Origin of the sequence: Neoaquamicrobium sediminum (genome assembly GCF_040970315.1) — a bacterium.
Lineage (GTDB): Bacteria > Pseudomonadota > Alphaproteobacteria > Rhizobiales > Rhizobiaceae > Aerobium > Aerobium sediminum.
On sequence record NZ_JAZHFV010000002.1, the window covers coordinates 124,104 to 136,616 of the forward strand.

Annotated in this window: 12 protein-coding genes; 8 read left to right on the plus strand and 4 right to left on the minus strand. The window is 63.4% G+C overall.

Annotation, left to right across the window (positions count from 1 at the left end; genetic code table 11):
• The first annotated feature begins 6 nt into the window (after nucleotides 1-6).
• Genes V1479_RS05875 through V1479_RS05895 form a run of 5 tightly spaced genes read left to right on the plus strand, consistent with a single transcriptional unit; the run spans nucleotide 7 to nucleotide 4,460 of the window.
• The gene (locus V1479_RS05875; RefSeq protein WP_368802096.1) at nucleotides 7-726 is read left to right on the plus strand and encodes a GntR family transcriptional regulator; all 720 of its coding nucleotides are present in this window, start codon (nucleotides 7-9) and stop codon (nucleotides 724-726) included.
• Nucleotides 723-1,640, plus strand: coding sequence for an Ldh family oxidoreductase (locus tag V1479_RS05880; protein WP_368802097.1), 918 nt, complete (start codon nucleotides 723-725; stop codon nucleotides 1,638-1,640). Before V1479_RS05875 ends, V1479_RS05880 begins: the two co-directional genes overlap by 4 nt.
• The gene (locus tag V1479_RS05885; protein WP_368802098.1) at nucleotides 1,637-2,956 is read left to right on the plus strand and encodes an acyl-CoA thioesterase/BAAT N-terminal domain-containing protein; all 1,320 of its coding nucleotides are present in this window, start codon (nucleotides 1,637-1,639) and stop codon (nucleotides 2,954-2,956) included. Before V1479_RS05880 ends, V1479_RS05885 begins: the two co-directional genes overlap by 4 nt.
• A gap of 58 nt (nucleotides 2,957-3,014) precedes the next feature.
• On the plus strand, nucleotides 3,015-3,905 hold the full coding sequence (locus tag V1479_RS05890; RefSeq protein ID WP_368802099.1) for a DUF1684 domain-containing protein: 891 nt from the start codon (nucleotides 3,015-3,017) through the stop codon (nucleotides 3,903-3,905).
• A 57-nt stretch (nucleotides 3,906-3,962) separates the two neighbouring features.
• A complete protein-coding gene (locus tag V1479_RS05895) occupies nucleotides 3,963-4,460 on the plus strand; it encodes a TOBE domain-containing protein (protein WP_368802100.1) in 498 nt (165 codons plus the stop codon).
• A gap of 74 nt (nucleotides 4,461-4,534) precedes the next feature.
• Here V1479_RS05895 and V1479_RS05900 read toward each other — a convergent pair whose 3' ends face one another.
• From V1479_RS05900 to V1479_RS05915, 4 genes are all read right to left on the minus strand, one after another.
• Entirely contained in the window at nucleotides 4,535-5,374 is an 840-nt protein-coding gene (locus V1479_RS05900) for an alpha/beta hydrolase (RefSeq protein WP_368802101.1), read from the minus strand.
• 77 nt (nucleotides 5,375-5,451) lie between these two features.
• On the minus strand, nucleotides 5,452-6,915 hold the full coding sequence (locus tag V1479_RS05905; RefSeq protein WP_368802102.1) for an NAD-dependent succinate-semialdehyde dehydrogenase: 1,464 nt from the start codon (nucleotides 6,913-6,915) through the stop codon (nucleotides 5,452-5,454).
• A 20-nt stretch (nucleotides 6,916-6,935) separates the two neighbouring features.
• On the minus strand, nucleotides 6,936-8,135 hold the full coding sequence (locus V1479_RS05910; RefSeq protein WP_368802103.1) for an iron-containing alcohol dehydrogenase: 1,200 nt from the start codon (nucleotides 8,133-8,135) through the stop codon (nucleotides 6,936-6,938).
• Between the two features lie 24 nt (nucleotides 8,136-8,159).
• Nucleotides 8,160-9,164 (minus strand): Ldh family oxidoreductase, encoded by a 1,005-nt coding sequence (locus V1479_RS05915; protein WP_368802104.1) that lies wholly within the window; start codon nucleotides 9,162-9,164, stop codon nucleotides 8,160-8,162.
• A gap of 101 nt (nucleotides 9,165-9,265) precedes the next feature.
• On the opposite strand from V1479_RS05915, the gene V1479_RS05920 reads away from it, so the two are divergent.
• Genes V1479_RS05920 through V1479_RS05930 form a run of 3 tightly spaced genes read left to right on the plus strand, consistent with a single transcriptional unit; the run spans nucleotide 9,266 to nucleotide 12,502 of the window.
• Nucleotides 9,266-9,952, plus strand: a complete 687-nt coding sequence (locus V1479_RS05920; RefSeq protein ID WP_173187230.1) for a GntR family transcriptional regulator — start codon at nucleotides 9,266-9,268, stop codon at nucleotides 9,950-9,952.
• Nucleotides 9,949-11,541, plus strand: a complete 1,593-nt coding sequence (locus tag V1479_RS05925; RefSeq protein WP_368802105.1) for a sugar ABC transporter ATP-binding protein — start codon at nucleotides 9,949-9,951, stop codon at nucleotides 11,539-11,541. The genes V1479_RS05920 and V1479_RS05925 overlap by 4 nt, the downstream gene beginning before the upstream one ends.
• Nucleotides 11,507-12,502 (plus strand): ABC transporter permease, encoded by a 996-nt coding sequence (locus V1479_RS05930; protein ID WP_368802106.1) that lies wholly within the window; start codon nucleotides 11,507-11,509, stop codon nucleotides 12,500-12,502. The genes V1479_RS05925 and V1479_RS05930 overlap by 35 nt, the downstream gene beginning before the upstream one ends.
• Nucleotides 12,503-12,513 lie beyond the last annotated feature (11 nt).

The window sequence follows — 12,513 nt, forward strand, 5'->3', positions numbered from 1 at the left end:
AAGCGCATGAACGCCGATGTCTGCCACGATGTCACCTCCCATGGTTCCGTTTCGGAGCGCATCTACCTTGGTCTCCGTCAGGAGATCATGCACTGTGAGATCGCCCCTGGAGCGACGCTCGACGCAGCGTCCATCGCCCGCCGTTACGAGGTTTCGAAGACACCGGTACGCGATGCCATGCAGAAACTTGCCGCTGACGGGCTGGTTACGATCCTGCCGCGCAGCGGCTATCGAGTCGCCCCGATCACCTTCCAGGCCGTTCACGAAATCCTCGATCTGCGTGCGGCAATCGGGCCGCATGCGGCCAGACAGGCTGCGCGCTATGCAACGCCGGCCGAAGTAGCCTTGCTGCGCCAGATCGTCAGCGAATACGCGGCTCCGCTCGATATTGGCGCGATGCAGCAGGTTGCGCGCAGGTTTCACATCGCCATCGCCCACTGCAGCCGCAACAAGCGCGTCGTCGCGCTTTCGGAGAACCTGTTCGATGAGCTTGAACGCCTGCTGCGGTTCGCCATCGATTTCACGGTCAAGACGGGTGAACATTCCGACGAACACACAGCGCTCGTCGACGCAATCGAAGCCGGTGATGGGGAACGGGCTGCTGCGATAGAAGCGGACCATATCGGGCACAGCCGCGAATTCCTGATCGAGCGCTTGATGACGTTGGGCTATCTGTCGCAAAGCGAAATCCAGCTCGGCAATGCAGCGCGGAGCGGATCCGAATGATCGCCATCTGCGACGCGACAGAGCGGTTGGCAACCGCACTGGGAGGAGGTCCGGCAGCGACGCTTGCGGCTTCGGCCCTGATAGAGGCTGATGCCCTCGAGCTGCCACGCTTCGGTATCGCCATGCTTGACGAGTGGACGCCTGCTCTCGCCTCCGCACCGAGAGCGGAGGTTTCCCAGGCCATAACTTGGCTCGACCGCTCGTCCTGTTTCGCGCCGCTCGCAGTGGCAAGCGCGACGCTCGACCTGGCCGCGGCCGCTCGACAATTCGGCGTTGCCGCCGTCTTCCTGCGTGGGGTGAGGGGGTTTGGTCGGCTTGCCCCGTTCGTTCGCCATCTTGCCGATGCCGGCCTCCTTGGCATAGCTGGCGCCGAAGGACCGCCATTCGTCGCACCTCAAGGTGGCACCCGTCCTGTGATCGGCACAAATCCTTTCGCATTTGCGATGGGCCAGGGTGAGGATCGCGTGGTTATCGACGTTGCGAGCAGCACGGCGACAATGGCCGCTATCCGCAATGCTCGGGCGTCCGGCGCGTCACTGCCAGCAGGGATCGCCGTGGATGGCTCGGGGCAGCCAACCACCGCCGCCGCAGACGTTGCGGCATTGCTGCCGCGGGGCGGGCAGATTGGCTCCCTGCTTGGGCTTGTGGTCGAACTCATGGCTGGCGTCGCCGGCGGAGGCCGGGGCGACCCGGCGGGTCGGGGGGTGTTCATCGTTGCTCTCGATCCGGCCGCAGCGGAGGAGCACACCGATTGGCGGCAAAGGCTTGCGGGACTGAAGAACGATTGGCTGGAAGGCGGCGGTCACTGGCCCAAGGGGGGAACTGTGTCGCCGGACACGGTGATGAGTTGTGACTTTGGCGAGCGCCTGGACGCGCACCTTGCACGGCTGTCTGAAGAGATGACGACCCGATGACGAATCCTGTTTCCGCCCCGGTCATTTCAATCGATCCTGTCGACGGGCTGATCGACCAACCCCGTCGGATTGTCGTTTCGGGTCTCGTTCCCGACGAACTGGTCGCCATTTCTGCACACACGCAGCGCGCGCGTGGAGCGGTCTGGATGAGTCAGGCGACGTTCATGGCCGACGCGGATGGCGTGATCGATCTGGCTCGCGACGCGCCCGTCGGCGGTGACTACGCGGAAGTCTCGGCCATGGGACTGATCTGGAGCCAGCAGCCTGTTGAAAGCGCCAATCACGAAATCTTCGCCGATGAAGTCATGGAGCCGCTGCATACGACACTGACCGCCGAAACCGCTGGCGGTATCCAGGCCAAAGCCGAGCTTTTGCAGCGTTTTGCCGGACCCGGTGTCGATCGCCGGGAAATACGCGAAGAGGGGTTGGTAGGCACGCTGTTCACGCCGGCGGGCCCAGGCCCTCATCCAGTCGTGGTGGTGCTCAACGGCTCGGGCGGCGGCATCAACGAACCGCGCGGAGCTCTGCTTGCCTCACGCGGGTACCAGGCTTTTGCGCTCGGCTATTTCAAGGCGCCGGGGCTGTCGCCCTTCATCACCGAAACCCCCCTCGAATATCTCGAAACTGGCCTGCGCTGGGCACACCGGAAACTCGAGCCTAAATACGGCTTCGTTGCGGTCAGCGGTCAGTCGCGAGGCGGTGAACTGGCTTTGCTGCTCGGAGCGACGTTCCCGCATCTGGTTTCCGCCGTGATCGCATTCGTTCCGGGCGCCGTTGTGCATGGGGCCCAGGGTGCAGGCGATCCGGCACGAGGCGGCTGGCAGGGTACGACCTGGACGAGGGGAGGCGTTCCCCTGACGCATCTTTGGCAGGACAACCAAGCGGTGCATTGGCATCCGTGGGCCGGCGATACTCCGCCGAGCCGTCATCATTCCGTATTCTTCGAGGGGCTGAAAGATAAAGCTCTCGTTGAGCAGTCACGCATTCCGGTTGAGAAAATCACGGGTCCGGTGCTGCTGATCTCGGGACGCGACGACCGCGCCTGGCCTTCCAGCTTGTACTCGCGCATGGTTGTCTCGTCTCTGCACCGCGCCGGCCATCCTGGACTGGTTCGCCATCTCGACTTCGACGATGCGGGGCATGCCATCAACCTCCCGATTGTACCGTCGACACAGTTGAGCCGTGAACACCCGGTCTCGAAGGTGCCCTACACGAATGGCGGCACGCCGTCCGGCAATGCCAGAGCCAACGAGGGCTCGTGGAAAGGCATGCTCGCCTTCCTGGACGAAGTCACCGGATCTTCAAGCCAAAAGTAAGCCAGCCGGGTCTCTCTCACACGAGCCCGGTCCTTAATCCTTCGAAATGGAGACGAACATGCCTACGAAAGAACATCTGGAAGGCCAGTGGCGTGAATGGCGCTACGCTCATGTCGCAAAGATGTTTCGCCCGTATGGCTGGACCTCGCTCATTGCCCAGTACTGGCTTGAAGCCAATGACAAGAATGTCAGCTTCGACCTGCTTCCCGGGACCTGGTCGGTCGATGGCGGCCGGATCGTTTTTACCCCGCCGGCCTCTGGGCCGACGCTTTCAGTGAACGGCGAGTATCCGGCGGAGCCGGTCGAAATCGTTCCGGGGCGCAACCAGACCTATGGCCACGGCGACAGCGAGCCGGTCTACTTCGGCCTGAACGAGGTCGAGACGATCCTGCGCAGCACGCATGATGGCAAGCCGCTCTATGGCGTACGCGTGCGGGATCCGCGACAGGCAACACGACTGGAAGATGCCGGCGTCACGGCCTTCGACTACGATCACGCATGGCGTATCCGGGGCGTCTATACGCCGAGCCAGCTCACTGATTACGAGGCGGAAACCGTTGAAGCCGGCGTGCGTGAATCGACGCCGCGGATCGGAACGTTCACGTTCGAGCACAATGGCAGGAGCCACACCCTCACACTTATCGGCAAACAGTCGGCGACAGGTGTGCAGCCTGTGGCGCACATTCGCGACAAGACCAGCGGCACGATCACATACGGCGCCGGCCGCGTGATCGAATTGCAGTTTGCCGATGAGGCGCAAACCCGCATCGACTGGATCGACTTCAACTATGCGGTTGCGCTGCCATGCGCGTTCACGAACTTCGTCACCTGCCCGGTGGTTCCTCTGGAAAACCACCTCGACTTCGAGGTTCTCGCCGGTGAGAAGCGCCCTTCGCAGCAGGTGGTGAGGACGATGACATATCAGAGCGAAGCAAAACGCGCGTCCTGACGGCTGCAAGAGGCACGCTAAGTCTCGGCCGAGCGGGGGGTCGGCACGTCGACGCCGGTGAATGCGCTGGCCGACCGGATCGTTGTGCTCAACAACTGTCGTATCGAGCAGATCGGGACGCCGATGGAGGTCTACTCCAATCCCGCCACCCGTTTCGTCGCCGGATTCATCGGCAGTCCGGCGATGAATTTTCTGCAGGTGGAATTGTCGGGCAACGACGAGGCCAAGCTGGCGAAGCTCGGAGACGGATCGAAAATCGACATGAACATCCGCGTTCCTGCCGGCGGCAGCTACGAATTGGATGTCCGTCCCGAGGCTGTGCGTGTGACCGAAAGCGAGGGCACGACATCGGGCAAGGCCACTGTGGTCGAGCATCTGGGCGACAGGACGCTGGTCTATATGCAATTGGCCGACGGCACTCCGATCATCGCGCAGGACGGGGGACGCTCACAGGTCAGCCCCGGCGATGTCGTGAATGTCAGCTTCGACACGAGCGAACTCCATCTCTTCGACACCGACGGAAAATCCTACCACGGGGACCGGCAAGACGCGTAGTCACGCGTCTTGCCGTGCCTCAGCACGCGAGGCGATCAATCCGCGCGCGCCTTGCCGGCGTTATCTGATCGGCGTCAGCGGCATGCGGCGAGGTCGGCGAGCCTGGCGCCCAGCGTTGTATCGGAATCGGCAAGATCCAGGACGATGTTCATGTGATTGCGCGCGGGTATCGGCAACAGTTCCGACGGTTGGCTGTTGATGGAAAACTTGTCGTGCAGCGCGCGGGCCTGTTCGTGGAAGGGCGTTGTTTCGTCTTGGCCGTAGGCAACGATGCGAACCGGCACCGCGTGCTCCCGCGCATCGAGCGGTGACCAGTCAGCGGCTTCGGCCGGTGTCATTTCCGCCTCGTGGCGCAGAAAGCTGTCCGGTATGCCGGAGAGGTCGTAGATACCGCTGACCAGCAGCAGGCCTTTCACGATGGGAAGGGTAGAGGGCGAGGCGTCCTGCGATCCCGTCGCTGCCAGATAGGATGACAGATGAGCGCCCGCCGAATGCCCGCTGACGGTGATGCGTTCCGGATCGGCACCAAACTCGCGGGCATTGTCTTGGAGCCAAAGGACTGCGCGGCGCACCTGATCGACCAGGGTCGGCAGCCTGTGGCCGGGCATCAGATCGTATTCCACCAGCGCGGCGATGCCGCCGGCCGCCAGCACCGGCTGGGCCACGAAGCGATAGTCCTTCTTCTCGCCGGAGCGCCAGTACCCTCCGTGGACGAAGACATGCAGTGGCGCGTCCGCAGTTGCATTTGCGGGAAAAACGATATCGAGCGTTTCGCGCGTACCCGTGCCGTAGGCCACATCGGTCCGTATGCTGGCGCGTGCCTCGATGCCCCGGCTGCGCGCAGCAAACTCGGCCGCAATGGCGTCGAAATCCGGCACGAAATCGCGGATGCGGTAGAGATCGGTTCCAGTCATATGCCTCTCCGGAAACAGAGTGTCTTGGCTGCAATCGGCGGCACGGCGGAACATCGGTCAGCCGGCCGTGCAAGCGGCTACAACTCTATGGCGTAATACTTGGCCTCCATGAACTCCAGAATGCCGGTGACACCACCCTCGCGACCGAGCCCGCTTTGTTTGACACCTCCGAATGGGGCCGCCGGGTCTGACATCAACCCGCGATTGATGCCGAGCATGCCTGTCTCGATGCCTCTGCCGACACGCATCGCGCGCTTCATATCCCGTGTATAGACATAGGCGGCAAGGCCGTACTCGGTGTCGTTGGCAAGGCGGATGGCCTCCTCTTCGCTCTCAAACCTGTAAACGGGAGCAACGGGGCCGAAGATTTCTTCGTGTGCGATGGATGCGTCGACCGGCACGTCCACCAAGACGGTGGGCGGATAGAAATAGCCGCTGCCGGGCAACGGTGCACCACCTGTCGTCGCGCGAGCGCCGCGCCGGACAGCCTCCGAAACGAGCTGATCGATCTTCTGAACGGCCTTGGTCGTGATCATCGGACCGCATTGCGTGTCCGCGTCGTAGCCTTTCCCGATCTTGAGACCCGCCATGCGCTTGCTCAGTCCCTCGACGAAGGCGTCGTGAATGCCGGCCTGCACATAAAAGCGATTGGCCGCGGTGCATGCTTCGCCGGCATTACGCATCTTTGCAACCATGGCGCCATCGAGTGCGGCATCGAGATCGGCATCGTCGAAAACTACGAAGGGCGCGTTTCCGCCGAGCTCCATAGAGCAGCTGACGACCGATTTCGCCGCTTCCGCCAGCAGAATGCGGCCGACGCCGGTGGAGCCCGTGAAGGAGAGCTTGCGCACGCGAGGATCTGCCAGCACGGCATTCGTCACCGGGCCTGGGTTGGTCGTGGTCACAACGTTCACGACTCCCGCCGGGACCCCTGCCTCCTGGCCCAGCCGTGCCATTGCGTAGGCCGTCAGCGGTGTTTCCGATGCCGGCTTGAGAATGACGGTGCAGCCTGCGGCCAGTGCGGGGCCGATCTTGCGCGTTGCCATTGCTGCCGGGAAGTTCCACGGGGTGATGAGTACCGAGATGCCGATGGGCTCATGGTCGACGAGGATGTTGTGGGAGCCGGAGGGCGTATGCCGGTATTCGCCTGGAATGCGGGTGGCTTCCTCTGCATACCAGCGGAAGAATTCAGCGGCGTAAGCCACCTCTCCGCGCGCATCGGCCAATGCCTTGCCGTTTTCGAGCGAAATGAGTGTTGCCAGTTCCTCCGCGCGGTCGCTCATTAGTTCAAACCAGCGGCGCAGGATCTCGGAGCGCTGGCGTGGTGGGGTCTGACGCCACTGCGAAGCTGCCGCCTCGGCTGCGTCGACCGCGCGGAGCGCGTTCTCCACGGACGCGTCGGCAACCTCGGCGAGCACTTCGCCGGTGGAGGGATCTAGCACGGGAATGCCCGCACCTTTCTCCCATTGTCCGCCGATATAGAGGCCGTGCGCGTGAAGAGAAGGATCGGCGTAGCCGGCGATCTTGGTGTGCAGGGTCATGGATGGGTTTCCTTCAGATATCAGGCGAGCTGCGAGACATCGCCGCTGTAAGCGGCGGCGACCAGCCTGCGCATGTCGGGCAGCGGCAGGGGACGAGGGTTGTTCTGGACCAGCCGGGCAATTCCGCAGCTCTGTTCGGCGACCCAGTCGAGGCGGTTTTCGTCAAGCCCCAGCTCGCGCAGTGTGGGCGCGATGCCCAACCTTGAAAACAGCGCGGCAACGGCGGGGATCACCTCATCAGCACCATCCAGTCCCGTGGCACCGGCGATCTCCGCCAGCTCTCCCGAGATTTGCGGCGCGTTCCAGCGCATCACATAGGGCATCAGGCAGGCGACACCCGCGCCGTGCGCGGTATGGGTGAGCGCACCTACCGGGTACTGTATCGCATGTGCGGCGGCCGTGCCCGCGACACCGAAGGCAAGACCGGCGAACGTTGCCCCCATCATCACCTTTTCACGCGCGCGGGTGTTCGAGCCGTCTTTGTAGGCGGCCTCGAGCCCCTGCCAGAGAAGCGATATCGCACGTAGTGCGAAGTGATCGGAGAATGCGTTCTTGCCGATGAAAACACGCTCTTGCGCGATGCCGGCGACCGGGTCGCGCCGTATGGCTGTGAAGGCCTCGATGGCGTGGGTCAACGCATCCGCGCCGGCGACGGCGGTCAAGCTGGGAGGACAGGTGAGCGTCAAATCGGGATCGCAGATCGACGCGGTGGGAATGATGTGCGGGCTGGAAATACCGACCTTGAGGCTGCGCTCCGCGTCCGAGAGAACCGCCACCGGCGTAACCTCCGATCCGGTACCGGCTGTCGTCGGCAATGCGATGATCGGCATGACTGGCCCCGGAACATTGTACTCGCCGTAATAGTCCTGTGGCCTGCCGCCGTGGGTGAGCAGAACGGCAACGCATTTTGCCATGTCGAGGCACGAACCTCCGCCGAAGCCGACGACCACGTCAGGGGCGAAATCGCGCGCTGCGGCAGCACTTGCCACAGCGGAATCGACTGGAACGTCGGGCAAGGTCGTATCGTCGACCCGCACCGCAAGTCCGGCCTTCTCCAGCTGTTCTACCGTTGATGCAAACTCCGCGTCCGCTGCCAGCCGTGCATCCGTCACGACCAGTACGCGGCCTCCGAGCCTGCTGGCCACACGGCCCAGCGAGTGCCGCTGGCCCGACCCGAAGACCAGTTCCCGCGGGGCCCTGATAGTCCCAAAAAAGTTCATTCTGCCGTTTCCTCCTCTAGAGACTTATGCGGCCGCGAGAGCCGACAATTTGTGGAAAAGCGCATCCGGCACCTCGACGCCCGCGGACAGCGCTTCGGCGCGGCGCGTACGCGAGCCGTCACCGGGAATGGCAACGGGGCGGCCAGGTTCGGCGGGGCATGAGGAGCGCAGGCTTTCGAGATAGCAGGTAAGCGCTGCCGTGCTGCCCGCGCCGGCTGCCGGATCGATCAGGATCAACACGTCGCCTTTGGTTGCGGGGTCGGTGTCGTCCAAGGTGCCGCGAACATCCGGGGCCATTTCGGAGCCGGCCAGCGTGGCTACAAGAAGCTCGATGGCGAGGCCCAGCCCATAGCCTTTTGGGCCGCCGAAAGGCGCGATCGCGCCCAGCTTGGCAGCATCGGGATCGGTCGTCGGGCGACCCGTCGCGTCGACTGCCCAGCCCACCGGGATCGGCTCGTTGCGCAGCGCGTGACTGTGAATCCTGCCCATCGAAACGATGCTGGTGGCAAGATCGAGCACGAAGGGCTTGGCGTCGGTGGGAATGCCGATGGCAATCGGGTTGGTGCCCAGCATCGCCTTGGTGCCGCCATGGGGGTGCACCAGGGCTTCGCTCGTCGACATGACGATGCCGATGCGACCTGCCATCGCGGCGGCCTCTGCGTAGTAGGCGAGCATGCCGAGGTGGTTGGTGTTGCGGATCGCTGCAATCACGATCCCGCAGGAACTCACTGCAGAGGCCAGTTCGTTCATCGCGGCCATCATCACGACAGGCCCAAGCCCGCGCTCGCCATCGATGTTGACCAGCGCTGGCCGCTGCCACTGGCAAATGCCGCTGGCGCGGGGATCGGCCAGTCCCCGTTCAATGCGCTTCAGCAGTGTCGGCAGCCTTTGGAGGCCATGAGAAGACAGTCCCCGCAGCTCAGCTTCAACCAGCAGTTCGGCCTGAAGCTGGGCGTTGTGACGTGGCGCGCCGCGTTGTTCCAGCGATGCCACCGCTATCTGCCGAAGCTGATCTGCCGAAGCTCTCACCTAAAATCCTATATCAGATCGTATACGATATTGTATTTGACATCGGATAGCTTATCTGCAACACCTTCGCCCATGTCAACAGGACATTCGGGAGAGCCCACGTGGCATTCGCAGCCGAACGGGAAAACAAGCCTGCAAGTCTCAGGCCGAGCAGCGTGGTCGAGGGCGTCTACGACGGCATCTACCACCGGCTTATGTCGCTGGAGATCGCGCCGGGCGCGCGCATCCCCATAGATGTTCTGGCACGTGAGCTTGGCGTGTCGCAGACCCCGGTTCGTGAGGCTCTGAGCCGTCTCGAGCGCGAAGGCCTCGTTCGCAAGGAGCATCTCATCGGCTACAGCGCCGCACCCCAGTGGACGCGCAAGCAGTTCGAGGACCTCTACGTCTTCCGGCTGCTGCTGGAGCCAGAGGCGGCGCGGCTTGCTGTCCACAATATGTCTGCGGAAGCACTCGCCCTGCTGGAAAATTCGGCAGCTGACATGGGACATGGCGCGGCGCCGGTGGACCGCAATACCCGCTATTCGCGCTTTGCGCGCGCCGATGCCCATTTTCACGACGACATCATGAAGATCGCCGGCAATGAGGTGATCCGCAGCACGCTGTTTAACCAGCATGTGCACCTGCACATTTTCAGGCTGATGTTCCATACCCGCGTGACTCAGGAAGCGCTCGAGGAGCACGAGCGCCTGCTCGCGGCGTTCCGGGCCGGCGATCCCGACGCGGCGTTCAAGGCCATGCACGAACACATCGAGCGTTCGCGCGACAGGCTCCTTTCGGCATTCGAATGAGCGCGTTACCGCAACCCGATCGCGTGGCGGGCCAGCCGGCGCCGCCTGCGGTGACGTTGCGCGCCGAGGGGCTGGGCAAGGCCTACGGCGCCGTGAACGTGCTGTCCGACGTCACTCTCGAGATCCGCGCCGGCGAGGTCCATGCGATCATCGGCGAGAACGGCGCTGGCAAATCCACGCTGATGAAGCTCCTGTCCGGCCATGTCCAGCCGACCGCGGGACGTATCGCGATGGATGGGCAGTCGGCATCCTTCATCGACGCGGTCGATGCCGAGGATGCCGGCATAGTCCTCGTTCATCAGGAAATCCTGCTCGCTCCCGACCTGACGGTGGCGCAGAACCTTTTTCTCGGGCGCGAACTCAGTCGCGGCTGGATGGTCGACGACCGCGCGATGAACCGTGTTACTGCGCAGTTGCTTGAGCGGGTCGGCTCAGTCGCTCGGCCGGGCGACCGGGTTGGCGACCTTCCCTTGGCGCAGCGGCAACTCGTGCAGATCGCCCGCGCCCTGCTGGACGAGCGTAAGGTCATCATCTTCGACGAGCCGACGGCTGTCCTGGCGAACGACGAAGTGGAGGCTCTGCTCGATATCGTGCGCGGCCTTCGCGATCACGGTGTAGCGGTTCTCTACATCTCCCACCGTCTCGAAGAGGTCGAGATGTTGGCGGACCGGATCACGGTCCTGCGTGATGGCCGCATGATCGGCACCTGGCCGGCAGCCGACCTCAGCCAGCGCCAGATGGCCGAACTGATGGTCGGCCGCGAACTCAACATGCTTTATCCTGCCAAGCGCCAGACGAGTACGGCCGTGCCGTTGCTCTCGGTCACCGAACTGCAGGTGGACCACCACGCGCAGCAAGCTTCGTTCTTCGTGCGGCCTGGGGAGGTGCTTGGGCTGGGCGGCATGATCGGGTCGGGTCGCACGGAACTCGTTGAAGGGTTGATGGGGCTTCGCCAGTCGCAGGCGGTCAGCGTCGTGGTGAATGGCCGCGAGATGACGCATCGCTCCGTTGGGGCGATGATGGACGCAGGGCTTGTCTATCTGACCGAGGACCGCAAGGGCAAAGGCCTGCTTCTGGACGAGAAGCTCGCGCCGAACCTGACCTTGCAGGCCCTTGAGAGCGTCAACCCCGGCGCGGTTCTGGACCGCGGCAGGGAGATGGCGGCCCTGCGCAAGGCGGTGGCCGATTACGACATCCGCGTCGGGTCGCTCGCGTTGGACGCCGGCAAGCTGTCGGGGGGAAACCAGCAGAAGTTGCTCCTTGCCAAGGTGATGATGACCGACCCGTCTGTCGTCATCATCGACGAGCCGACGCGCGGCATCGACATCGGTAACAAGAGCCAGATCTACGACTTCATCGACAGGATGGTGAGGGCCGGCAAGGCCTGCATCGTCATCTCGTCGGAAATGCAGGAGCTGGTCGGTCTCGCCGATCGGGTTCTGGTGATGCGTGCAGGGAGGATCGTCGCCGAACTTTCAGGTGACGAGATCAATGAAGAGAACGTTGTCTATGCCGCGACGACCGGCGGTCATGGCAGCACCTGGGAGGGATCACATGACCACAGCGACCGCAACCGTCGCGACCGCTGACGAACGCCGCCGCATTCGCTGGGCCGATCTCGCGCCGTTCATCGCGCTCGCGGTGATCGTGATCCTCGGTGCGCTGATAAACTCCAACTTCACGTCTTCCGCCAATCTCATCAATGTCATCACGCGCAGCGCATTCATCGCGATCATCGCCGTGGGCGCCACTTTCGTCATCTCTTCGGGCGGCCTCGATCTCTCGGTGGGCTCGATGATGGCGTTCGTCACGGGCATCATGATCATGACGATGAACGGCCTGGCGCCGTCCTATGGCGGCTGGGCGATCGTCATGGGGGCGGGCGTAGCCCTCGTTGTCGGCGCTCTTTGCGGCCTTTTCAACGGGCTGATCGTCACTGTCGGGCGCATAGAACCGTTTATCGTCACGCTCGGTACGATGGGCATCTTTCGCGCCTTCATCACCTTCATGACCGATGGGGGCTCACTGCCGATCGACCGCAGCCTGCGCGAGGCTTATCGGCCCGTCTATTTCGGCAATTTCATGGGCATCCCCTATCCGGTGCTCATCACGCTGGCCGTCGTGCTGTTGGGCGCATTCCTGCTCTATCGCACCAAATATGGGCGCCGCCTGACGTCGGTGGGTTCGAATGCGGAGGTTGCGCGCTTTTCAGGCGTTAACGTCGGCGGCGTGCGCACCATAGCCTACGTCATCCAGGGACTGTGCGTGGCTGTCGCGGCAATCTGCTACGTGCCGCGCCTCGGCGCAGCGACGCCGACGACCGGTCAGCTCTGGGAATTGCAGGTCATTACCGCCGTCGTCATCGGCGGTACGCTCCTGCGGGGCGGTCGAGGACGCATCTGGGGCACCGTCGCCGGCGCGCTCATTCTCGAGGTGATCGCCAACGTGATGGTCCTGTCGGACATGGTTTCCGAATACCTCGTCGCCGCGGTGCAGGGCGCAATCATCATCATTGCCATGCTGGCGCATCGCTTCACCAGCAGCCGCTGAAGGCGGCGGCA

What these genes read in the sequence shown, in the direction of transcription:
- V1479_RS05875 (WP_368802096.1), top strand. Translation starts at nt 7, where the DNA reads ATGAACGCCGATGTCTGCCACGATGTCACCTCCCATGGTTCCGTTTCG.
- V1479_RS05880 (WP_368802097.1), top strand. Translation starts at nt 723, where the DNA reads ATGATCGCCATCTGCGACGCGACAGAGCGGTTGGCAACCGCACTGGGA.
- V1479_RS05885 (WP_368802098.1), top strand. Translation starts at nt 1,637, where the DNA reads ATGACGAATCCTGTTTCCGCCCCGGTCATTTCAATCGATCCTGTCGAC.
- V1479_RS05890 (WP_368802099.1), top strand. Translation starts at nt 3,015, where the DNA reads ATGCCTACGAAAGAACATCTGGAAGGCCAGTGGCGTGAATGGCGCTAC.
- V1479_RS05900 (WP_368802101.1), bottom strand. Translation starts at nt 5,374, where the DNA reads ATGACTGGAACCGATCTCTACCGCATCCGCGATTTCGTGCCGGATTTC.
- V1479_RS05905 (WP_368802102.1), bottom strand. Translation starts at nt 6,915, where the DNA reads ATGACCCTGCACACCAAGATCGCCGGCTACGCCGATCCTTCTCTTCAC.
- V1479_RS05910 (WP_368802103.1), bottom strand. Translation starts at nt 8,135, where the DNA reads ATGAACTTTTTTGGGACTATCAGGGCCCCGCGGGAACTGGTCTTCGGG.
- V1479_RS05925 (WP_368802105.1), top strand. Translation starts at nt 9,949, where the DNA reads ATGAGCGCGTTACCGCAACCCGATCGCGTGGCGGGCCAGCCGGCGCCG.
- V1479_RS05930 (WP_368802106.1), top strand. Translation starts at nt 11,507, where the DNA reads ATGACCACAGCGACCGCAACCGTCGCGACCGCTGACGAACGCCGCCGC.